This window comes from Bacillus sp. C-3-6 (assembly GCF_054509685.1).
In genome coordinates this window covers 2,420,230-2,443,348 of the sequence record NZ_CM137247.1, presented here as the reverse complement: position 1 = coordinate 2,443,348, position 23,119 = coordinate 2,420,230, and the positions used below count along the sequence as shown (strand labels likewise).

Here is a 23,119-nt window from a genome sequence, read left to right as displayed (position 1 = left end):
GATAGAACCATTATCAACTTTGAACTCTTTTTTAAGATTTGCCTCCAATCGTTACAAACTGAACTGATCCTTCCCCTTTAAAACCTTCAATTAACTTTCTTACTTTTACTTTTTCATTAATCAACGTATTATCTGTCGATATTTTAGGGTTTTCATCACCTAATGACTTTTTCAAGTGTAGAAGTTGCATATTCGTTTCAGTTGCCCTTATTTCTTTATACACACTATTTCTCGCCACAATAATATACCATAGTGCTCCATAGTCACGTTTATTGCCAAGCCAAGCATCATTACCATATGTAACAGGTATCTTGCTTCCTTCTATATCAATAATTTTTATATTCTTTTCTTCTTCATTTATAAATAATAGGGAACTTTCTTTTGGAAAATCCGGCAACGTATCTAACGTTTTAGAAAGGGATGATTGATCACGTTTACGAAAAATCTTTGCATTCATCATCTCTTGTGCAGTAGATTCATTTATTATCAGAACCCTTTTTTGGTCGAATCTACCTGTTTTCACTGCAAAACCTTCCTGTTCTTTCGTGTTTTCCTTATAACGATTCATAATTGCTCCAGTATGATTCTCATCTCCAATGATTAATACACCGTTAGCTGGAAATCTGTTTTCATTTTTAGAGCATGCACCTACACTTAATAACAATAATATACTTAATATGAAAATAGATAATTGTTTTTTCATCACAGTTCCTTTCATAACTCAAATTGGTTTATACATGCTTTTCTGCAAGCATACTTGCTCATATTCTCTACTGTTCCATCGTTTTATAAAGCTTTTGTAAATAACGCCAACGAGTTATAAAGAAATATAAAACTTGTATACACATAAATGAAATTAAAATGACGATAGAGCTATTTAGAATAGAAAAATCGACTAATTGTTGTAATGCCATATAAGCGACTACAGTATGTATTACTGCAACGACAATCGGTAAGAAAAACATTAATAATAACTGTCTCGTTACGACTTTCTTTAACTCCCGTTTACTTAACCCCATTTTCGAAATCATTTTATACTGCTGTTGATCGCGGTCCAAATCAGTATATAATCGAAAATAAATAAAACTAGCAGCAAATGTGAAGAAAACAATTCCGACTAAAACACTAGCCATAAGTAATAATCCATTCGTTTGTTTTGCACTTAACAACTCTATAGTTAGAGCTCTAAATTCAAAATGTATATCTCTAGGATCTTGATTAAATATATTATTTAATTGGTTTGAAACCTGTTTCGTTTTTATCCAATCATCTACAACAAATCCGTAAGTACGATATTGAATAATATCTTCATTATCTGGACCACTATTCAGTGGAATTCCATCATATACATGATCTTGAATAGCAATATATATTCCTTCCGTATCATGAGGTAAAACTAAATTATCGACAGTTTTTTTTACATGAAATGTCTTTGTCCAATCGCCTTGAATGACTTCAATATTCTTCTTATAATCACCATTTTTAAATTCTTGTTTTTGTGATACCATTCCAGGAATTAATAACATTTCATCTTCTTTTTCAATCGTTTCTTGTTGATACCCTAGCGCTCTCGCAAGTTCGTTATATTCACTTAATTTCATTACATATACATTACTTTCTGTATATATATATGAAGATGAAGCCATTCGATACGGAATATTAGCATCAGCCAGATGGTTTTTTATAATAGAGAGATGTTTATCCGCTATTTTGTTGTTTTCAGGAGCCATGTATAGTAATGTATACGGATTCGTCATCCTTACTAAATCTTTATTTCCAAGAGCAGCTGTCGTGCCAATTGCTGTAAAAGCAACTGCTGAAATAATAGATACTATAAAAAACATCGTTGCATTATCCTTCATACGATAAATTAATTCTGAAAATGTTAATATATTCGTTCTCTTTAAAAAGAAATTTTCTCTCCTTTTTGCAAGATGCAATATATACACGCTACACTGTGTATATAAAAAGTACGTTCCAATAATTACCAGAAACACTCCTATTCCGAGCACAATAAAACTATGATTTGGGATAAAGCGAAATACTAAAATATAGCCATACCCTATACTAAATAAAGAAAAAATTGATAATAAAATTGACGATTTTGGTTCAGGTTTTGGCTTTTCCCCTGCTTGAATCAGTTCCACAAGCTCTGTAACTTTTATCATTTTAAATGTTACTAGCGAAACAATTAAAAATAAGAACAGAAATGTAATGACTGTTAATAATACAGCCTGTACTGGTATATAAAAAGGTAATCCATTGCTAATCATTAATACACTGGCGCTTATTAATAAAACTAGTTTAGAAAAAATGAGTCCAATAAGAATACCTATACAAATTGAACCAATTCCAATTAACATATTTTCAATTAACAATAACTTCTTAAGCTGTCTCATTGACATACCTTGCATCATTAAAATGCCAAATTCTTTCTTACGCGTTTTTAAAAATGAACTAACTGAATATAGAATGAAGAAAAATGAAAATACAAATATCAACCCTTGTGAAACTTTAAATCCTAATGTACCAAATGCACTGATTGTTGTACTTGTCGATTTCAACTCCCCTTGTAGATCGGGATGAAATAATAAAAGTGCATACGTAAAGAAAATCATAATTGAAAATGCACTACTTAAAAAATGACCTGCATATGTACGCTTATTACGAAAAATATTATTAAATGCGAACTGACGAAAAGTCATGCCTTTTCCCTCCTAACAAAGAAAGGACATCCATAATCTTTTGATAAAACGCTTGCCTGCTTTCACCGCAATAAATTTCGTTATATAGTTGACCATCTTTAATAAAGATTACTCGGCTGCAAAAACTCGCTGCATACGGATCATGAGTAACTAACATCATCGTAGCTTTTTCTTCTTTATTTAGAGTATCAAGCATCTCCATTACATCATTTGAAGATTTAGAGTCTAAATTCCCTGTAGGTTCATCTGCAAGTAATAATTGCGGCTTATGAACGATTGCGCGAGCGATTGCTGTTCTTTGAGCTTGTCCCCCTGATATTTCAAACGTTCTTTTACTCAATATATCAGTAATGTTTAACTTCTCTGCAATCTCTTCCACTCGTTTATTCATTTCTCGGACGGAAACACCATCTAAAGTCATCGGCAATACGATGTTTTCTTTTACAGTAAGTGTGCTAAGAAGATTAAATGATTGAAATACAAATCCTAATTGTTTTCTGCGGAATAACGCTAATTCTTCTGATGATAATTGAAAAGGATTTGTGCCATTAATAAATATTTCTCCCGATGATGGAGAATCAATAGTAGATACCATATTTAATAACGTTGTTTTCCCACTACCTGACGGGCCCATAATTCCTACAAATTCACCTTCTTGAATTGATAAATCAATATCTACTAATGCTTTATAAGGTACTTTCCCTTTATATACTTTACTAATACTATTTGCCTGCAAAATTTCCATTTATATTCTCCCTTCATTTCCACTGCTCACTATAGAGTGTAAATGAATTGTCTTACAGCTCATATTGATTCATCTTTCATTTATCTTACACGCTTGTAAGATTTCTGAAAAAACTGATAACAAAGCTATTTTCAATCTATAAACAAAGTATATCTATCTTATAATATTTGCATATTGGTTTGAATTACAATGCTATTTTCTAATCTTTATTTTATTAATATGAAAAGACCGATTTTTTTATCGGTCTTTTTACTTTCAAATATTATATTTTAACTGTTGTATGTAGTTGAAGCATATTTGAGTTACCTATTAAATACTATTTCACTTTATAATAACCTCTGCAAAAAAATGAGCGCTTCGGTTTCATTGCAATCAAAAACGAATTGTAAATATCTGAGGCGGAAATGAATGTGTTTATCCAACATATAAATAATAAAATTGATTTAATATTTCCTGATACAAAGAATGACATCATGGCAGGAACTACTGATAATACAATAATAGGCAAGCTCATCAAGACCCAAAATCTCGTTTTAGATAAGATTGCATTTGTATTTAACCAAAAAAATCTTTTACTAAATGTTAAGCTAATATCCCCTTTTTTACTTATTACTAAAATGTGTAGACATTCGTGAATGATGAAGACTAAGATACCTATTATGATAAGATAAAATATATTAATATGAGTGAAACCTGTTTCAAAGAAATAAGGTATTAGAAAAATAATTATCTGGAGTATATATACAAACTTCATATAATGTTTTCGGTACCAATTATTCTGTATAAAAGGAGTCCATTCTGAAAAATCCATACTTATTTGTGGCAAGTGACGAAACCAAATTATAATATGTGTTCCCCTCCCTCATTTAAACTAATTCCTGGCTTAAAGATTTAATCTACTAGCACTCAACCGTAAGTTTTATATGTAGCTCTTTAATAGACTTACCAGCAATTTTTGTTGACTAAGACTAAATGCTTCTTTATACCGCCCACTTCTCTTTTCCCTTCCATTTTTCAAGTAATTCATCTGTAGAATGATTTGAGTAAGAAATTTGTATTATCATTGATACATAAATTCGACAAAATCTTCCAACACCCTTTTTCATGAATGATTTTTCAACTGATTATCCCCTGTACAGCTTGATTTCCCTATTTTGTTGAAAAGCAATTCCATCAAGAAGTCATTACAATTGTACCTTTCATATGTTAGCAGGTATAAAGTGAAACTTTAATCAGTGGGGGTTTTACTGCCCGGTAATGCGGGATAAAATGAATATAAAAAAGCTTAGAGTTTTAGCTCTAAGCTTTTTTATGATTTCGTTTTAATTCCTTTTACAGAGAAATATTTTTTATCCATTCAGATTTACTCAATACATAATGATTATATATTTGATCTTCTATCTTCTGTTCACTCAAATAAGTAAACCTGCATTTTTTAATAACTTTATTTGATGGTACATTGTTAATTAAAGCAATTGCGTTGAGGACATTTAAATTTGTTTCTTTAAACAAATAGTCAATTAAACCTTTAGTCGCTTTTGTAGCATAGCCATGATTTTGATGTTCATTTGAGATAGCATACATTATCTCTCTGTTTGGTGAAGGAAGTTCTTCTTTCATGCCTGTGCAGCACCATCCAATGCATTCATTTGTAGCTTTCTTAAATATTCCTAGCTTTAACATACGATTATCTATGTTATTCGTAGTTTTCACTGCCTCAAGAAATACTTTATTTGCTGGTATTTCATAATTTGCAATCCAATCCATCCTTTGTTCTTTTGTTGATTTCCAGTCTGGTAAAAACTTTTCTATTTCCGGTTGATTTGCTATTTTATAAATACTCTCTGCATCTTTGACCATAAACTCTTGCAAGTATATATCTCCACAATCTATTCTAAATAACTTAGTCAAACTCTCTTCTCCCATATTAATCCCCCTTACTTACGTTATAGCGCCTTAATCTGCTTCGTAAGTTCTATAAATCGTTCATCAAGTTCTTTATATTCTTTGTCGTTAGAAGTTAAAAAGCTTAATTTTCCTAATACTTCTTGTCTCTCTGTTTCTAACGTTAAACGTAGCTCTTCAATATCATCTCTTGTTTTAGTAGATTCTTCTAGCTGCTTTTGTATCGTATTGTTTGAAAACACGAGTTTTGTGTTAGTTGTTTTCTCCAGAAAATATCGATCGTGAGATACAATTACTAATGTTCCGTTATACTCAGCTAATGTATTTTCAAGTTGTTCACGTGAAGGTAGATCCAAGTGATTCGTCGGTTCGTCTAAAATGAGTACATCTTTTTCATCTAAAATATAAGCCATTAGCTTACATTTTACTCTTTCTCCCATACTCATATGCTCAATCGGCTCTTTCCATTGAGACGCTTGGAATCCTAAATGTTTCATTAAATTTTGGACTTTTCCTCTTTCTTCAAACGTCTCTTTAAAAAATAAATTTTCTGGTGTTTTATCAAGCGGTAAATCAAAAACTTCTTGTGTTAAATAGCCGATATTTGCAGAAGGTGAAATCCATATTTCTCCTTCTGCAGTTTCGTTTCCCATAATCATCTTCAGTAATGTTGTTTTCCCACTACCGTTTGGTCCAACAATCGCAACTTTCTCACCGTGCTGAATTGTAAAATTAACGTTTTCAAATAATACTTTCCCATGAAAGTCTTTTTTTAATTGCTTCACTTCTAAAAAGCGTTTTCCTACTTTTTTGTTCGCTTGAATAGAAAACTCAACTGAATATTCTTCTTTCACACGTTCTACTTTCGTTTTCTCCAGCTCTTTTTCGAGTCGTTTTCGTTTTGACTTCACTTGCGCATCCATTCGCTTCGCTTTTACACGATAGAATTCTTTCACACCTTCTTGTTTTGTAGACTGCGCATGTGCCTTTTGTGACCATGAACTCAATTCTTTTATATGTGTTTCTACTTGTTCTATCTTTTTTTGCTGCTTTTCATATTCACGCTGCTGCGACTTCCTTCTTTGCTCACGTACTTTCATGTAGCTCGTATAATTACCACTATGCTCAATTAATTTTTTGTCCTCAATTGACCATATTTTTGTTGCGACAACATCTAAAAAATATCGGTCATGCGATACAACAATAACAGTACCTTTCATCTTTTTTATTTGTTTAATGAGAAATCCCGTACTGATCTCATCTAAATGATTTGTCGGTTCGTCTAATATTAAGACATTAGGATTTTCGGCAAATCCTTTTGCTAATCGAATTTTCAGCTTTTCACCACCACTTAAAGTATGAAAATCGTTCGTTGGCACGCCCCATTTCGCAAGAAGTTCTGCTTCTTGCGAAATCACATCATTACTAATAAAAGATTCTATTTCTTGCTCAACATATGCGGTTTTCATATTCATTTGCTGCCATTCAACAATCCCTTTTGAAGGCTCAATCTTTCCATTTATTAATTGAAGTAACGTTGATTTACCAGCACCATTTTTACCAATTAATCCGATAACATCCCCTTGTTTCACTGCTACATTCATTTTTTCTAACAAAGTATTTTCCATTATTTCAACGTAAACATCATTTAATTTTAAAATTTCTTTCATATTACCGATCCCTTTCATTAAGGGAGAACAAAAAAATCCTCCCAAAGTAATTTTGGCAGGATTAGTCGTTACATTATTTATACCCAAATAAGCTATTACGCAAATCAAATAGCAATACCGTTGTTTGGAATTGGGCAGACTAATCCTAATTTTTATAAATTGAAATTTATTTCATTTCAACATTTAAAAATAAGATTAGTTAATCATCGTCCACCCATCATTCCTTTCCGTCATTAATAACCATATTGTACCATACTAGTACTGTATGAGTAAATGCAATTATTTGTGCTGTTAAAAAGATCGCTTTCTTTTAGGCTTATTTATCATTTCTTAGCTTCATATTGAACAAGCACAAATTACATTGATTGTAATACGTCCTTTAGGTTTCCCCAGTAGTAAACTTCTAAGCACTCTCTCTTATATAAATTTTATATAAAAACAAAATGTTATTCGTTATCCAATAACCACTTATTGTTTTTCGATAAATTTTTATTGATTATTCCCTTGTGATAAGCTATTATATCTTTACAGAAAATAATAATGTAAGGATTGAATTTATGGACAGGACATTAAAAATCACAAAGTTAAATATGTTTTTAAGGATTTTTCTCATCCCGATTATAGTAGGGATTATTGTTGGTATACTAACTAAATTGGGGCAAAGTATACTTCCTGGACACTGGAATTCATTAACTAATCTAGGAAGCGTTTGGTTAGTTCCATCCTTTTTTGTGGCTAGCTTTAGTTATTCTAAGCGTTCAGCTATACTTTCTGGTCTCCTTGCACTACTCGGTATGGTATTAGGCTACTATGGTTATGCAATAGTTATTAAAAATGTAGCTCACTCTATTTATTTTATATCTGTATGGATTGTATGTGCATGTATAGGAGGAACTATCTTTGGAATTGCAGGTTTTCTATGGAAAGATACTACAACTCCACTTCATAAATTCGGAAGCGCACTTTTAAGTGGAGTTTTTGTAACGGATGGACTTCACATTCTTTTAAATTTTGAACACTATAGTCACATGTTACCTGTTGGATATACCGAAGTCATAGTCGGGATTATCTTGATTCTTGTATTAGAACGCTCTAATGCTAATCGAATTTCTTCTTTCTTAATGATGGTTCCTATCACTATTTTAGGGTTAATTGGATATAAATTATTAAGTTTGTTTGTTTAATTACAATACTGTATCATGAAAAAATAAAAGACTAATTCTATTATAATCCACAAAAAATATCACGAATTTGAACATTATACTTATTCATGTTAATACACTTATTCATAGGATGGATACATACAGCTACCTCTTTCAAAGGGGTAGCTTTTTTCTTACAAAATCTATTTATCAATTTATTATTAAATCCTTCTAATTTAACACCCGTATTTATTAACGTGTCATTATACATACTAAGATGACCTTTTACTATTTCATATAATTGCTATAAAATAAGGCTAAAAAAACTTATCTCCAAAGTTCTTTAGCCTAGATCAATTATCTACACATTAAAAAATTTAATTCGTACAACGGTACCTTTACCAACTTCTGAATGAATCTCTACACGATGCCCTAATTGTTTTGTAATTTCATATACAAGATATAGCCCCATTCCTGTTGATTCTTTAAAATCTCTACCGTTTTCTCCTGTAAAGAAAGGTTTGAATACTCTTGGTAAATCTTGCTTCGGTATACCTACGCCATTATCAGCAATTTCAAGTATAACGGTATTATCTTCCTTACAAGCTTTCACTTTAATCTTTTCTCTACTACCTGATGAATACTTAATCGCATTCGATAGTATTTGTCCGATTAAAAATTGTAACCATTTCACATCACTTTCTACAGTAATGTCCTTATCAATTTCAAGCTCTGGATATACAAAATTCCGGATAAAGAATCGTTTATGTTCATGTACCGAATCATTCACTATTTTATGTAGTTGTACCCTTTCTACATAAAAGTCTTGTGTAAACGCTTCTAAACGTGCGACATACAGAGCCATTTCTAATCCCTTTTTTAATCGATCAGTTTCCTCATTTATACTTTCAAAACGTGAATCTACTTCATCCTGTGTAATTAATTCTATTACAGATAAAGGTGTTTTCATTTGATGAATCCACTGATTCATAAAGGTTAAATGGTCATTATTTTTTCTCTCTTGCATTTGCAGCTGATTTTGATAATGTCTATATTGCACCTCAAGTAGTTCTTAAAGAGCAGCCGATACAGCTGCAAAATCAGATTTTTGAACAGATTCATCTAAAGATTGCATCGGGTTTGCTAGGCGCTCATAAAAAGAACGATGTGTAAAATAACGAAACACTAAATAACTTCCCATAAAGAAAACACCTAGAAACATTGCATATAACGCCGTTGTAATATGATTATGCCCATCAAACCAATATACGAGAAATATAGCTAGTAGTTGAATTATGGTAAAGCAAATAAGTGGTATATGATCACGTATAAACAACCTTATCATTTTTCTATACCAGTATCCCAAGTAATATGCAATCTATATCCAACACTACGAATCGTTTCAATCGCACCTTCTATATGTAACGTTTGTAACTTTTTACGCACACGTGTTGTATTTACACTTAATGTATTATCATCAACATAAGATTCACTATCCCATAATTTATTAAGTAACACTTCTCTACTCACAACACGCGGATAATTTTTCATTAATGTCTCTAATAAAATAGCTTCGTTTCTCGTTATATCAATCTCGTCATTTCTAAGTTTCAATACAAGTCTTTCAGGATATAAACAAAGACCTTGTTGCTCAATCATTCGCTCTTCTAGTTTCGGTGCATAATCTCCATATGCACGTCTTAAATGACTACGAATTTTCGCCACTACAACTTCATAATGAAAAGGCTTCGGAATAAAATCATCGCCACCGTTTTCTAACGCCATAACTTGATCCATCGTGCCTTCACGGGCCGAAATGAATAGTATCGGACATGTTGAAACTCCGCGAATTTGACGACACCAAAAGTACCCATCAAAACTCGGTAAATTAATATCTAATAAAACTAACTCTGGTTGTTCTTCTAAAAAAATGTTTAATACATTTTGAAAGTCCGATACAATAACTCCTTGATAACCATATTTCGCAACATGTGTCGATAATAGTTCTGCAATTTTCATATCGTCTTCTACAATCATAATTTTGACCATTATTGAACTCCTTTTTAATCCACAATCTCAAATATACTTATATAAAATAAATACTACCTCTTTTCACAAAATCAGTAAATTAAAAAAAGGATGCTTTTATACAAAAGTATCCTTTTTCGTCCCTTATCTATTTAATATGAAATTTACTAAAAATAAATCCTAGTTTCTCCACATAATCCATTCCTAGTTCCATACGCGCTGTTTTCAGCGGATCCACAACTTGGCAAACTTTTAAATTACCTGCTGCCGATAATAAAAGCGTTGCATCAGCTTTAGACATTGCTAATTCTTCATATAAAAATGTCACCATATTACGTACAGCACGATTTGCTGCATCATCTAACAATTTCTCTGAAGCAATCGTCATCATTTTTTCTTTTTGAATAGCCATTGGTAATGGCCATTGTTTTCCTTTTATCGTTTGAACTGTTACCGTTACCTCACCAGCAACCTCTACACCACTAACACCAATTTCACCATCACCCATTGCTGCGTGTAAATCACCTAATGCTAATAGTGCTCCTGGGACATTAACTGGTAGTAGTAATGTTGTTCCTTCTTTAATTTCTTTACAGTCCATATTCCCGCCGTGATCATGCGGTGTGCCACATGAAATGCTCTCTTCTTTCGGTGCAGTACCAATTACCCCAATCATTGGATTAATCGGGATTTGTAGTTCACTTGAAAACAAAACATATTCATTATGTATTGGGACAATTTTCACTGTATTTTCATTTAACTCATCACCCATTACACCAAGGTTTGCACCTGTAGTTAAAACGCCCTGCTCTGCAATTTCAATTTTTTCAATCGTTACGACTAATATATCGCCAGGTTCTGCTCCTTTAACATATACAGGTCCAGTCGCTGGATTAATTCGGTTCCAATCTAATTCTTGAAACACAACATCTTCAGAATCGATTTGATTTTCAAAGCAATCATATGTTTCAAATACAAGACTGCTCCCAATTTCTACTTCCATACACGGCTTATTTTCTGGTGACATTGAGTAAATGATATGGTCTTTATGAATTCGATACATAATACCTCTCCCTTTTATATTTATCTACTATTACTAATTAGCTTTTTTTATACAAGCTCCTCTTAAAATTAAATGTTATTTTTATGTAAAAAAGCACGCAGATTGTTTTATAACATACACTCTTTACTATAACAGAAAGGTGGTATCACTATGCCCCTTATTCCATACAACGAAAGTGATGTTGATTTACTAGCTCGATTAATTCGTGCTGAAGCTGAAGGCGAAGGTCGCCAAGGTGAGGAGTTAGTTGGATGCGTTGTAGTAAACCGTGTATTTTGTGATTGCTTAGATTTTAAACAACTCCGTACCGTACGAGACGCTGTATATCAAAGCCCCGGCGGATTTGAAGCAGTACAATATGGATATTTTTATCAACGCGCTCGTGAATCAGAAAAAGAAATCGCACGAAAAGTTTTACAAGGTCAATGGCGCTGGCCTGCACGATGGGCTCTTTGGTATTTCCGTCCAGTTGGAGCTTGTCCGCCTGAATGGTATAATCAGCCATTTGTAGGACAGTTTAAAAGCCATTGTTTTTATGAACCAAGTGGTGATGAATGTCCGAAAATGTATTCACGATAGTAAAATTTGCAACGCAAGTACTTAGAAATTTTGGTACTTGCGTTGCTTTTAACTGTGTTTTAGAAATCTAATAGTGTGATGAAATTTTCTATGCCTACTACATGTATTAATAATGGTATACGAGGACCATTTGATTGATTCATAATGAGCTTATATATAATAGTGAATAATTGTTTTTGATTTTCTTTCATTATTTTTTTATTTTCATGATGACAAATCGCATATAATTGCTCCATTAAGTTAGAGTAATCTTTATTAGAACGAAGTATTTTACAAACTTCTACTAGCCATTCTTTCTGCCTTTCATCTAATGTGTAGTAAAACTCTGCATTTTTCTCCTCATTTACCGCGATTAATTTTTCAGATTGAAAGTTTCTTATCCAATACTCTGCGCGATTACTTATCGCTCTCATTTCATCTAATGCATAGCTCCTATCTATTTTCTTTAATATCTCCTGTAAAATAGTTGAATCAAAATTTAATAATGGTAACGTTCCTGCTACTTGATTAAATTTCGGATATTCTTTAAACTCGCTATCAACTTTAGAGATTTTAATTGCATTAAATAAATCTTCATTTTTGAGCGTTTTATTTTCATAACTATCTTTCAATCGTTCATACTCTGTATAATTACGAATCACATCTTCATCCAACCCAATATGAAAAGCAGCGCCTGGTTTGTATTTTGCAAACATAAAGAGAATTACTTCTGGTATATACACTTTCAATATATCGCTTGGTGTAATACTATTCCCTGAAGAACTAGACATTTTTTCATGATTCCCTTTAATACCAATGAAATCGTAAGCAACGTAATGAGGCGCTTCTCGATTGAATATTTTCCTTGCAATTTCTTTTGATACATTATAACTACCCGTTTCTGATGAATGATCTCTACCGCCCGGTTCAAAAATAACATCCTCTATCATCCATCTCATCGGCCAATCGATTTTCCAGTTTAGTTTCATTTTATTTGTATTTAATACGGATAACTCTTTTTCATTTCCGCATTCACATTCATACCGGACTGTTTTTAATACTTCATCAAAATGTGTAATAGTTGTTGTATCTTTTCCGCATCTCTCACAATATAATGTAGCTGGATAAAAGCTCTCTCGCTCTTCTTCACTACACTCTCCAGTTTTAAAACCCATTAAAATATCATATATTTCTTTTCGTTTATACAAGGCCTCTAATATATTTTCGTTATACCTTCCTCTTCTATATTCATCATGTTGATAAATAAATTCTACTTCAATTCCAAATGCTTGAAGCGATTTTTCAAACTCTTTTTCAAAATGCTCCGCATACGAGTTATGACATCCATACGGATCTGGAATATCACAGTATGGCATACCAATATACTTTGCAAAAGATGGATCAATATTTTTTGGAACTTTTCTAAACCTATCATAATCATCCCACGAAAATATAAAACGAGTCTTTTTCCCTAAATCTTGAAGTGCTCTTACTACGAAATAAGTCGTTACGATTTCACGAAAGTTCCCAATATGAACAGAACCTGACGGACTAATTCCAGATGCACAAACAAACATTTCTTTATTTGGATGTTTCCTAATTAATTCATGTGCTACTTCATACGCCCAATGCATATATTACTCACCTCAATTATTTTTTGTTTCTCATTTCCAGTTTTATGCAACAAAAAAACTCCCACCCCCAAGATTATTCATCTTGAGGACGAGAGTTGTTAGCTTCGCGGTACCACCTCAGTTTGTTAATATGTCACCATATTAACCTCTTCAGGTACGGCAAAATATGCTTATACCCTATCTCTATAACGGGAGAACCCGTCGCACCATCCCTAAATAAATTAGTTCCTTGCGCAGCTCCAAGTCTTTTTTCATTAAGATGTATACCGCTCTTTCTCAGCTACCAGAGCTCTCTGTACGTATTCTTTCTTAACTACTCTTCTCTTCTATGCCTTAAATATTAGTTTTTTAATATGATAATTTATAACACTTTTATTGTCAAACTTTTCCGAATCGAAATCGTAAAATTATCTAAAAAAATTCTTTATCGCTTCTAATTGAATTTTGTGGCTACACTCATCACAACAATATGCCCCTTTTGGTTTCTCTTTAAATCGCTTATATTTTTCACTACCTTCGTAAACACGAAATATATTCTTACAAGAAAAGCAAACAATCTCATAAAACATCATATGCATTTTCCTCTCCGTGTTTATAAACCTTTTAATCACTTGAGAAGATTAGTTTTCTAGAGCACAAATCATAATATCCTCTGACTAAAAGGTTTACCTCTATTCTTATCGAATTATATTAATATCTTATAACGCGAGGTGAACATCTTGTTCAGTAATATAGACTTAGTTTTAAATGTTAAAGCAAGTTTAGCTGAAGGACCATGTTGGAATGAAAAAAAGCAACTTTTATATTGGGTTGATATTATGGAGAAAAAATTATGCATATATAATCCTACTACCAATACGAACCGAGTAATCGCTCTCAATCAACAAATCGGCTGTGTTGTTCCATATTTAGAGGATGTACTACTCTTAGCTATGGAAAACGGCTTTTATTCTATTAATGTAAATACAGAAAAACTGACACATATTTTTGACCCCGAACCTCATTTAATAGAAAATCGTTTCAATGATGGAAAATGTGATCCAGCTGGTCGTTTCTGGGCAGGTACTACAGATACATACGGTATGAATGCTGCAGGTTCCTTATATTGTTTACATAATAATTTGAGTGTAGAGAAAAAAATTTCACACGTAAATACTTCAAACGGAATCGCTTGGTCACCTGATCATACATACTTTTACTTTATAGATACACCTACTAAAAAAGTGGTTCGCTATCAATATAATATACGTACTGGAGACATTCATAATCCAAGTGATGTAATCATTTTCTCTGAAAATGATGGTCTACCTGATGGTATGACAATTGACGAAGAAGGTTGTTTATGGATTGCACATTGGGGAGGTTCAAAAATAACTAGATGGAATCCCTCTACTGGAGAACAAATATTAAGTATTCCAATTCCTGCGTTATATGTAACATCATGTACATTTGGTGGGCCTAACTTAACTGATTTATATGTTACAACAGCCAGAACAAGAATGACGGATGACGAATTAAAAGAGTATCCACATGCTGGTGGTATTTTTCGAATTCAAACAAATATAAAAGGTTGTCCTACATATGAATTTTGCAATAAAAATATTGGAGTTGAAACAATGTGAACCGTATCGATTACATAAGACAAGAAGAAAAGAAATATCACGACCTTTGCTATGAACAATATAAACTGTTTGAAGCTGGCTCTTGGCTTTTCAAACCAGTTAAAACGGTTATGGACTTGATGAACCACTTTGACGGACAAAACAACTTGCAAGTACTTGACCTTGGCTCTGGCGTCGGTAGAAATAGCATTCCAATTGCACAAAAGATTAAAAATGCTAGCGGAACTGTTACATGTGTTGATTTACTTAATTCCGCTTTAACAAAGCTACAAATTTATAGCAAAGAACATGACGTATTCGAGGTTATAAAAACAGAACAAGCAGCAATTGAAAACTATCATATTAGACCTAATACTTATGACTATATCGTTGCAGTATCAAGTTTAGAGCATGTTAAATCAGAAGAAGATTTAAAAAACGTGCTCCAATCTATAAAAAGAGGTACAAAAAACGGTGGTATTAATTGTTTAATTATTAACTCTAACATACAAGAAATTGATTTAAAAACGAATGAAGAATTAGAGGCTTTAATTGAAATTAATCTCCTAACTGAAGAAATGATACGCCTATTAAAAAGTATTTATAAAGGATGGAAAGAAGTAAAAGTTGAAATAAAAGAATTAGCTTATAATATAGTTCGTAATGAAAGACACATTCGATTAAAAACAAATGCCATTACATTTGTCATTCAGAAATAATACTATAAAAAGTAAGGATATTTCCTCATATATTCATAGGAATACCCTTACCTTTTATTTTCATAAAATTATTTTGTTATTAGTTTTCGCATCATTTAAAATATAATTTTCATTCGACATACTACTCAGCTATTAATTGAATTCATTAACTGGAAGAAATATTCTGCTTCATGAGTCTCATTCAATTTATACCATGAATGAAGTGTATCCGGCGCAAATACATCTAATTTTTTAAGTACTTCCATGGCAAATTCTAGAGGCGCTACACCCGATGCAGTAATAAGGTTTCTACTAGACGCTACAGGTCCCACTTCATAAAAATTTTCTCCTTTATAAGTAGGACAAACCATTTTCATATACTCTAAACTATTACTTGTGTGATTTATAGAATCCAAGTAACCGTAATTTGCAAGACCTATAGTTGCACCGCAAATTGCCGCTACAATTGTACCAAGTTTTAAAGCTTCACCAACTGTTTTCAAAATAGGTTTATGTATTTCTTCACTCCAAGTATTCCCTCCAGGTAAAATTAATAAATCGTTACTTTCAAGGATACATTCATCTAGGGAAATATCCGGCTTTATATTCAAGCCTCCCATTGAAATAATCGTTTCTCTATTTATTCCAACTGTTACTACTTTAAAAGGCGCTACATCTTTTTTGAAATATCTTCCTGTATTAAGTTCAGCAATTAAATGTCCGTACTCCCAATCAGACATCGTGTCAAATACATATAGATAGGCTTTTCTTGTTTGCATTCAATAACACTCCATTCATATGCTACACTCTTAATTAAAACGAGTGTTCTTTTCAGTTTAACATTTTATGCAATATTTATGGTGTAAAATTCCAAATAAAAGAGCACTTGTTTCCGCAAGTGCTCTTTTCGGGGATTTTGAGATACCCTATTAACGAAAGTTAAGGTTACTTAAAGTTAAGAGGTATTTATACTATATGCTTGTCCTTTTTATTTGTGCATGATCAATATATAAACATCTTTAGAAATATTTAAAAACTTTTATTTATAGTTCCTTCTGGCATTTTATCATTAAGAAATTGATTGAAGGCTTATTTTCCATGTGCTTATTTGGTTCATCAATTTCGGAAACTTGTACTAGTCCATATTTATTAAAATCTCGTTTTATAGATTCAGAATTATAGAAGAACATTTTTACTCCTTCCATTATTTCGAAATAGTCTTTATCCAACTGTTTTCCCTTGCCAAACATTGGAGCTTTTTGAGAAACAGTTGTGAAAACCATATATCCACCTGGTTTTAGCTGATTATAACAATCTTTAATAAATTGCTCTCTCTCCTGCTTATTCAACAAATGTAGAAGTGCATGACTATATATACCATCATATGATTTGTTATCAAAAGGCATCTCATTTACCGAACCGTGATAGATACTAATATCTTCTAGGCCATTTTGCATTGCTAAATTAATGGCTGTTTTTGAAATTTCAATACCTGTTACATTTATACCATTATCGATAAAAACATTTGCATTTCTTCCATATCCAATACCCGGAACTAATATATCCTTAACGTTCTTTTCAAGAAAAAAATCTTTTGTCAAAATTGCAGATTCTGTAGGTTCAAATCCCCACATCGTTTGTTTTTCAATAAAACTTGATTCCCAAAATTCCATTATGTATCTATCTCCTTATTTTCAATCCATTTTCAGTATCAAATTAAAAGCATTTTTGTATTTGCTATACAGTTTTTTCTTCTATTCATACCACTTACCTTAGTCATCGTAGCTCCATTGAATATAGCATAATAATAAGCCTATATCTAATATAAAGATTGGTGAAAAATCTACCCTATTTTATTAATCTTTACGTTTATTGAAAATAAAAAAACAGCCAATATTTTTATTGTAGTATTGGCTTTTTCTCACGAGAAATTATCTTTTTATATTGTACCGATCTAATACTTTTTCTAACATTTCTAAAGTTATTGGTTGTGCTTTTTTTATTAATTGATAACCAATACGACCATTCGGTTCAGCTGTAACTTTTTGTAAAATCTTCAAATCATGAATTCCTTTTTCTCTTAATTGCATATAAAGTTGTTGTTCCGACATTTTTGCCTGCATCAAATTCTCTTTTACAATCTCTCCGTTTTCAACAATTATAATGCTACTTCCATTTAAAAATTCTTCCACCTTCCTTAATTTCAATTCAAAGAAATGAATGATAAGTAATATGCTTGCAAATATGATAGCCGCGAATATAGATGGGACTACTTTTCTACTTAATACAGGTTCTACAATAATACGGCCAATTGATACAACTATAATGATTTCAGCTCTTGTCATTTGGCTGACAGATGTACTACCTGTCATTTTCAAAACAATTATTCCAGTAAGAGTTAATATAATACTTTCCCAAATTATATTCATAATAACCCAATCCTTTAATGGTGTATTTTACTATCATTCCCATTAAAGGTGTGTTTTACTTACCTATTAAGTTGTTAAATCCTTCAGACCAAGATGGAAATAAAGGTATCCAACCATACTCTTTACGTGCCTTATTATTGGAAGCTCCTCTTTCCCAACTATTTTTCCCATCTTGAACTTTAGGCTGAGGTGCACCTATCGCTGCTGCATATATTGGTAACCATTCTTTACTAGTTGCTGGATAATTATCTACAGTATTTACGATTCCTGAAGGCCAATTAAGAGCTAGCATAGTAGCTCTTGCAGCATCTTCAACATGTATAAACGAGCTTATCCCGTCTGATGCGATAATTTCATTATTACGAACTTGATTTGCTATTAATCCGTTTTCCGCATACCATGTTCCTGGTCCGTATAATGTGCCGTAACGAAGTATAACCGATTCAGGTAACTCAGTAACAGCTTTTTCTAATTTCAATATGCCATTAACAGTGACTTGCCGAGGCATAGAAGCAGTAATATGTAGTGAGTCTTTTTCAGTCGCAAATGTATCCCCTGGTTCATACGCCCATGAAATACTTTGAGCGATTATTTTCTGTACCCCTACATTTTTAGCGGCATCGACAAGGTTACGAGTGCCTTTTGTTCTAATTTTTGCATTATCCTCAAAATTCCATGAAGACAATGACGTTAATTGATGAATAACTACATCGGGATTTGTTTCTTCTAATACAGAAAACACAGCCTTTCTATTAAATACATCAGCTATTATTGGTATAGCACCAATCTTTTTCATTGCTTCTACTTGCGAAGTATTACGGATCATCGCAAAAACTATATGCCCATTTTTTATTAACATTGGCAATAAAGAACGTCCTATTACACCAGTTGCACCTGCTACAAATATTTTCATATATGTTCCTCCTCATTTAGTAATCATAAATGTGACGAAACATTTGTGAGGTATGTGACAAATATTTGCTCATTTTTTTCGTTATTCATATGAAACATATACTTTTAATGGTTTAATTATCCCTAAACTCAATTCATCAAAGCATTCTATGAGTGAAGTATAATGTATTTCATGTTGAAAGATCTCTTCTATAAATGGTGTTTTTCCTATTTCTTTAAAAAACCAATCTGCATGTTTTTGATAATGGTATCCGTCACTTGATCCAATGATTTGCAATTCTTTCTGATAAAAGTTAGCAATTAATGTTAGTTCTTCAATATTACCATCAGACAGTATACATATTTCACCATTAGTTTTAAGAGTTTTTTGCAAAGTATGGAACCCACTATTTGTAGCAGAACATTCAAAACCATAATTATATGTTTCTATTATTTTCTCTTCTGAATCATATATGTTTTTCGCACCAAAATTCTTTGCAAAATCTCTTCTATTTTTATTAGGCTCAACAACATCCACGTGCTCAACGCCTACATAGTATTTTAAGAAATAACAAGCGAGTAAACCAATAACTCCCATTCCAGTTATAAGTACTTTTTCATCCTGTCGCGGGTTTAGTTTCAATACTCCTTTAGCGGCATCACACGAAAGAATAGATAATAAAGCAACTTTAGGTTGTATAGAACTAGGCACTCGAATTACTTTATAACCCTTAACTATCCCTATCGTTTCATGTCCATAAAAAGAAACTACTTTATCGCCTACGTTTACATGTGTTACTTTATTACCAACTTGAATCACTTCACCATAACTTTCATATCCAGTTTTTCTTGGATAAAAAGGATTCGTATCTGTAACATCGGATCCATTATACTGTGGTAACTCGGCCCCAATGCTTATCGCTCCTGCGATTGTTTTAACGATAATTTCATCGTCCTGTATGTCCTTAATTTCATTTGTTTCCCACTCAAGTTGTTTAGGCCCTTTTACAATTAACTTATATTGTTCCATTTATATCCTCTCTTTTTATAAAGATGTTATAAGTAATATTGTTATCCATCTAGATTTCGACTAAATTTATTTACCTAATAGATGATAAATTACCCTTGCCCACGTTTATACCTTTAATGCTCCTGTACCTTTCTGTTCAGCGTCTAATACTTTAAGATTACTATTCTGATAACATTTTAAGAAAAGTCGTTGCCGCCCAAATGAAATACGCAAGTTGCGTCACGATATACATCGTAATTTCAAAACCTGTAAGCTTTCTTTCCCTTTTTATTTTCTTTAAGTATCTATAAAAACAAAATGAACATAAGATCAGTAAAACAATAGACATTTGATATAGATTATCCACTAAAAGAACTGCCATTTATTTCATCACCTTTCCAATAAAGTGAAACTTTAATCAGTGGGGATTTTGTTCATCCTTCACTGATTATCAACCCTCACCAGTCGGGATTTAACGGGATTAAAAATATATAGTTCAAGCATATCATTTTAACGGAACAAATTACCACAATTTTCAAATTGAATAAACTTCCTAAGTAAAAGAAGTCACTTTTTGGAAATGTTTCAATACAATATTATGTAATTCAATACTCACTATATAATATTAGATTAGGTTTTCTTTTACTGTACATGCTTAGGAGGAAGTTTTACATGCAATTGATTTATAACATACAAAAAACGTTTAATAACCTATGTAACTACGATACGGTCAATTTAATACACGCTATTCAATCATTAAATATTTCACTTCATAAAATATCTCCTTTTATTACTTCACCAGTTAATCTGGAATATGGAAGGAACGTTATCTATCAGTCTGAATTTGTAGAGATTTTAGTATTAAATTTCCCCAGCAAAGCAAAGACTTTTGTGCACGATCACGGAATATCTGTAGGATGTATACTAATAGTCAATGGTACGCTACAAAATATAACGTACGAAAATAATAGCGAGCGGATTGAAGAGTTTACAGAGGGAAATATTTTTACAGTAAAAAAAGATACTGTGCATAAAATGTATAACGCTACAGATTCAACAGCAATAACATTTCATGTATATTCCCCACCATTAAAAGATGTACAAATATATGAGTAGTCTTTAAAAGGAGGAAATATGCAAAATTTAAAGGATCACTATATAAAGAGCTTACAAGATGGTCGAAATGTTTGGCTCTATGGACAAAAAATAGATGTAACTACAGATAAACATTTTGCAGGAACATTAAGTACCATTTCTAATTTATTTACATTGTTTGATGACCCCATACGAAGAGATTCTATTGGATATGTGAGCCCAAACACGAAAGAATTTGTTCATACAGCATTTTTAGTTCCGAATTCCTATAATGAATTATTAATGAGAAGAACTGCATTTGAAACGTGGAGTTATGCTACAGACGGTGTAATGAGTAGATTATCTGATTATGCAAGATCGAGACTTACTGGCTGGTACGTATCAAGATATTTTTATAAAAAATTCGATGCACAGTTTCCAGATAAAATTACATCTTATTATGAAAAAGCGAGAGATAATCACTTGTTCTTAAGTGTAGTTCAACGTGACCCACAAATAAATCGTTCTACAGAATCAATATTGAATGCAAAAAATTTAGGGTTACTAAGAGTTACTAAGGAAACTTCTGATGGGATTTATTTAAATGGTGCAAAAATGATAGGTACTGCTTCTCCTTATTCAAATGATTTATTAATCTATCCATTAGCAAAACTGACTGATACTCAAAAAGATTTAGCTCACTTTCTCATTGTGGCAGCCAATTCCCCTGGATTACATATGGTTTGTAGAGAACCATTTGCGAATACAAACTCTAGTACAGTTGATTCCCCTCTTAGTTCACAGTACGATGAAATGGATGCACTATTAATCTTTGATAATGTATTTGTACCATGGGAACGAGTCTTACTATATAACAACCCTGAAGCGTTATGGGCAATAAAGTCAGATGTAGCTTCTAGTAGTTTAGCTTATCACCAAGCAATTGTACGATTAGTAGTAAAGCTAGAATTTATAACTGCAATTGCTTGTGAAATTGCTGAAGCGATCGGTGCTACTACTTATTTGCATGTTCAAGAGAAGCTTGGGGAATTAATTATGCAAATCGAAACAATTCGCGCACTTTTAATTGCTGCTGAAGTTGAAGGTACTACAAATGATACGAAAACTTATTTGCCGAATTTTAAATATATCGAAACTGCAAGGGGTCTTGGTTCCAAATATTATGCCCGTGCAATAGAAATTTTACAATTAATTGGAGCAGGTGGGTTCATTCAACTTCCTTCGAGCTCGAATGACTTCAAGAGTCCTATAGCTGATTTATTGAAAAAGTACTTTAAAGGAACGAATATAGATGCCGAACAACGCACAAAATTATTTAAGTTAGCCTGGGATATCATCGGAAGCCCCTTAGGATCTAGACACGAATTGTATGAAAGATTTTATGCTGGAGATCCAATACGAAATACAGCTATGCAATATGTAAATTATGATAAAAATCACTTTAAAAAGATGATAAGTAAATATTTACATTGATGAAAAAGAGCACTCTTTGAAGAGTGCTCTTAAAAAATATATAATTATCCAATTACATATATAATTGCTCCGGCCACAACTGCTACTTTTCTCCGTAATGTTTTCATCTTATTCACTTTTATTTTTATAATTCAGCTTTATTACTTCTGGTATATACTTCCTATCATATTTTCTCGTATAGATTTCTCCATCAGGAGTAACGTATTGTAAAACAATCTCACCACAAACCCCATCTAGTATTTCAAATTCACCTTTTGCATTTGAAATACTGCGGTCCTTACTTTCAATTGAATCTTCATATATTTTCACATTAAATATAGGTTTGTTATTTTGATCTACGATAATACCTCTTGAATACTTAGCAACTGCTATGCATTGATCCTCTTTTTTATAATATGTAATCACAACAATTGCACCTGCCACTATAGCGCCACATACAAACAAGAGAATGATTTTGCGCCTCACAACAAACC

At 32.2% G+C, this 23,119-nt stretch carries 23 protein-coding genes, 1 pseudogene and 1 other annotated feature; of the genes and pseudogenes, 6 read left to right on the top strand and 18 right to left on the bottom strand.

The annotated features are described in order from the left end of the window. Positions 1-31 precede the first annotated feature (31 nt). From ACW0JX_RS12435 to abc-f, 6 genes are all read right to left on the bottom strand, one after another. Positions 32-703: a lipoprotein BA_5634 family protein gene (locus ACW0JX_RS12435; RefSeq protein WP_459245739.1), complete on the bottom strand. Its 672-nt coding sequence runs from the start codon at positions 701-703 to the stop codon at positions 32-34. A 67-nt stretch (positions 704-770) separates the two neighbouring features. Then, on the bottom strand, positions 771-2,705 hold the full coding sequence (locus ACW0JX_RS12430) for an ABC transporter permease (RefSeq protein WP_095690846.1): 1,935 nt from the start codon (positions 2,703-2,705) through the stop codon (positions 771-773). Beyond that, complete coding sequence (locus ACW0JX_RS12425; RefSeq protein WP_053564410.1) at positions 2,680-3,450, bottom strand: ABC transporter ATP-binding protein; 771 nt, start codon at positions 3,448-3,450, stop codon at positions 2,680-2,682. The genes ACW0JX_RS12430 and ACW0JX_RS12425 overlap by 26 nt, the downstream gene beginning before the upstream one ends. A gap of 316 nt (positions 3,451-3,766) precedes the next feature. Beyond that, complete coding sequence (locus ACW0JX_RS12420) at positions 3,767-4,261, bottom strand: DUF3267 domain-containing protein (RefSeq protein WP_459245786.1); 495 nt, start codon at positions 4,259-4,261, stop codon at positions 3,767-3,769. A gap of 521 nt (positions 4,262-4,782) precedes the next feature. After that, complete coding sequence (locus tag ACW0JX_RS12415; RefSeq protein ID WP_089171081.1) at positions 4,783-5,376, bottom strand: GNAT family N-acetyltransferase; 594 nt, start codon at positions 5,374-5,376, stop codon at positions 4,783-4,785. 20 nt (positions 5,377-5,396) lie between these two features. Next, positions 5,397-7,025 carry a ribosomal protection-like ABC-F family protein gene (gene abc-f / locus ACW0JX_RS12410; protein WP_459245738.1) on the bottom strand — a complete coding sequence of 543 codons (1,629 nt, stop codon included), beginning with the start codon at positions 7,023-7,025 and terminating at the stop codon, positions 5,397-5,399. 557 nt (positions 7,026-7,582) lie between these two features. Between abc-f and ACW0JX_RS12405 the strand changes: the two genes are divergently transcribed. Continuing rightward, complete coding sequence (locus ACW0JX_RS12405) at positions 7,583-8,209, top strand: DUF6518 family protein (protein WP_459245737.1); 627 nt, start codon at positions 7,583-7,585, stop codon at positions 8,207-8,209. A gap of 319 nt (positions 8,210-8,528) precedes the next feature. Here ACW0JX_RS12405 and ACW0JX_RS12400 read toward each other — a convergent pair. The 3 genes and pseudogenes from ACW0JX_RS12400 to ACW0JX_RS12390 all read right to left on the bottom strand — a co-directional run bounded on the left by ACW0JX_RS12400 (position 8,529) and on the right by ACW0JX_RS12390 (position 11,258). Next, positions 8,529-9,512, bottom strand: a pseudogene (locus ACW0JX_RS12400) (sensor histidine kinase). Next, complete coding sequence (locus tag ACW0JX_RS12395) at positions 9,509-10,216, bottom strand: response regulator transcription factor (RefSeq protein ID WP_000238996.1); 708 nt, start codon at positions 10,214-10,216, stop codon at positions 9,509-9,511. Before ACW0JX_RS12395 ends, ACW0JX_RS12400 begins: the two are co-directional and overlap by 4 nt. Positions 10,217-10,343: 127 nt before the next feature. Then, complete coding sequence (locus ACW0JX_RS12390; protein ID WP_459245736.1) at positions 10,344-11,258, bottom strand: acetamidase/formamidase family protein; 915 nt, start codon at positions 11,256-11,258, stop codon at positions 10,344-10,346. Between the two features lie 150 nt (positions 11,259-11,408). Here ACW0JX_RS12390 and ACW0JX_RS12385 point away from each other — a divergent pair, with 150 nt between their 5' ends. After that, positions 11,409-11,837 carry a cell wall hydrolase gene (locus ACW0JX_RS12385; protein ID WP_001128402.1) on the top strand — a complete coding sequence of 143 codons (429 nt, stop codon included), beginning with the start codon at positions 11,409-11,411 and terminating at the stop codon, positions 11,835-11,837. A gap of 59 nt (positions 11,838-11,896) precedes the next feature. Here the strand turns inward: ACW0JX_RS12385 and lysS are convergent, their stop codons facing one another. Both lysS and ACW0JX_RS12375 read right to left on the bottom strand, forming a co-directional pair. Continuing rightward, entirely contained in the window at positions 11,897-13,450 is a 1,554-nt protein-coding gene (gene lysS / locus ACW0JX_RS12380) for a lysine--tRNA ligase (RefSeq protein WP_459245735.1), read from the bottom strand. Between the two features lie 81 nt (positions 13,451-13,531). Then, positions 13,532-13,788, bottom strand: a binding site (T-box leader). Between the two features lie 69 nt (positions 13,789-13,857). After that, on the bottom strand, positions 13,858-14,028 hold the full coding sequence (locus ACW0JX_RS12375) for a DUF2197 domain-containing protein (protein ID WP_000551042.1): 171 nt from the start codon (positions 14,026-14,028) through the stop codon (positions 13,858-13,860). A 141-nt stretch (positions 14,029-14,169) separates the two neighbouring features. On the opposite strand from ACW0JX_RS12375, the gene ACW0JX_RS12370 reads away from it, so the two are divergent. Both ACW0JX_RS12370 and ACW0JX_RS12365 read left to right on the top strand, forming a co-directional pair. Further along, positions 14,170-15,072: an SMP-30/gluconolactonase/LRE family protein gene (locus ACW0JX_RS12370; protein ID WP_459245734.1), complete on the top strand. Its 903-nt coding sequence runs from the start codon at positions 14,170-14,172 to the stop codon at positions 15,070-15,072. Beyond that, entirely contained in the window at positions 15,069-15,770 is a 702-nt protein-coding gene (locus ACW0JX_RS12365; protein ID WP_095690853.1) for a class I SAM-dependent methyltransferase, read from the top strand. The genes ACW0JX_RS12370 and ACW0JX_RS12365 overlap by 4 nt, the downstream gene beginning before the upstream one ends. A gap of 125 nt (positions 15,771-15,895) precedes the next feature. Here ACW0JX_RS12365 and ACW0JX_RS12360 read toward each other — a convergent pair whose 3' ends face one another. From ACW0JX_RS12360 to ACW0JX_RS12335, 6 genes are all read right to left on the bottom strand, one after another. After that, complete coding sequence (locus tag ACW0JX_RS12360) at positions 15,896-16,528, bottom strand: type 1 glutamine amidotransferase family protein (RefSeq protein WP_061660663.1); 633 nt, start codon at positions 16,526-16,528, stop codon at positions 15,896-15,898. 264 nt (positions 16,529-16,792) lie between these two features. Then, positions 16,793-17,422: a class I SAM-dependent methyltransferase gene (locus ACW0JX_RS12355; RefSeq protein WP_098127265.1), complete on the bottom strand. Its 630-nt coding sequence runs from the start codon at positions 17,420-17,422 to the stop codon at positions 16,793-16,795. A gap of 258 nt (positions 17,423-17,680) precedes the next feature. Beyond that, the gene (locus ACW0JX_RS12350; protein ID WP_053564418.1) at positions 17,681-18,178 is read right to left on the bottom strand and encodes a DUF421 domain-containing protein; all 498 of its coding nucleotides are present in this window, start codon (positions 18,176-18,178) and stop codon (positions 17,681-17,683) included. 55 nt (positions 18,179-18,233) lie between these two features. Beyond that, on the bottom strand, positions 18,234-19,091 hold the full coding sequence (locus ACW0JX_RS12345) for an NAD-dependent epimerase/dehydratase family protein (RefSeq protein WP_459245733.1): 858 nt from the start codon (positions 19,089-19,091) through the stop codon (positions 18,234-18,236). A gap of 81 nt (positions 19,092-19,172) precedes the next feature. Then, positions 19,173-20,099 (bottom strand): zinc-dependent alcohol dehydrogenase, encoded by a 927-nt coding sequence (locus tag ACW0JX_RS12340; protein WP_459245732.1) that lies wholly within the window; start codon positions 20,097-20,099, stop codon positions 19,173-19,175. A gap of 160 nt (positions 20,100-20,259) precedes the next feature. Further along, the gene (locus ACW0JX_RS12335) at positions 20,260-20,460 is read right to left on the bottom strand and encodes a hypothetical protein (protein WP_000279689.1); all 201 of its coding nucleotides are present in this window, start codon (positions 20,458-20,460) and stop codon (positions 20,260-20,262) included. A gap of 290 nt (positions 20,461-20,750) precedes the next feature. Between ACW0JX_RS12335 and ACW0JX_RS12330 the strand changes: the two genes are divergently transcribed. Then, positions 20,751-21,194 carry a cysteine dioxygenase gene (locus ACW0JX_RS12330; protein ID WP_459245731.1) on the top strand — a complete coding sequence of 148 codons (444 nt, stop codon included), beginning with the start codon at positions 20,751-20,753 and terminating at the stop codon, positions 21,192-21,194. A gap of 18 nt (positions 21,195-21,212) precedes the next feature. Further along, entirely contained in the window at positions 21,213-22,646 is a 1,434-nt protein-coding gene (locus ACW0JX_RS12325; RefSeq protein ID WP_459245730.1) for a 4-hydroxyphenylacetate 3-hydroxylase family protein, read from the top strand. A 108-nt stretch (positions 22,647-22,754) separates the two neighbouring features. On the opposite strand, the gene ACW0JX_RS12320 is transcribed toward ACW0JX_RS12325, so the two are convergent. Beyond that, positions 22,755-23,111: a carboxypeptidase regulatory-like domain-containing protein gene (locus ACW0JX_RS12320; protein ID WP_144465187.1), complete on the bottom strand. Its 357-nt coding sequence runs from the start codon at positions 23,109-23,111 to the stop codon at positions 22,755-22,757. Positions 23,112-23,119 lie beyond the last annotated feature (8 nt).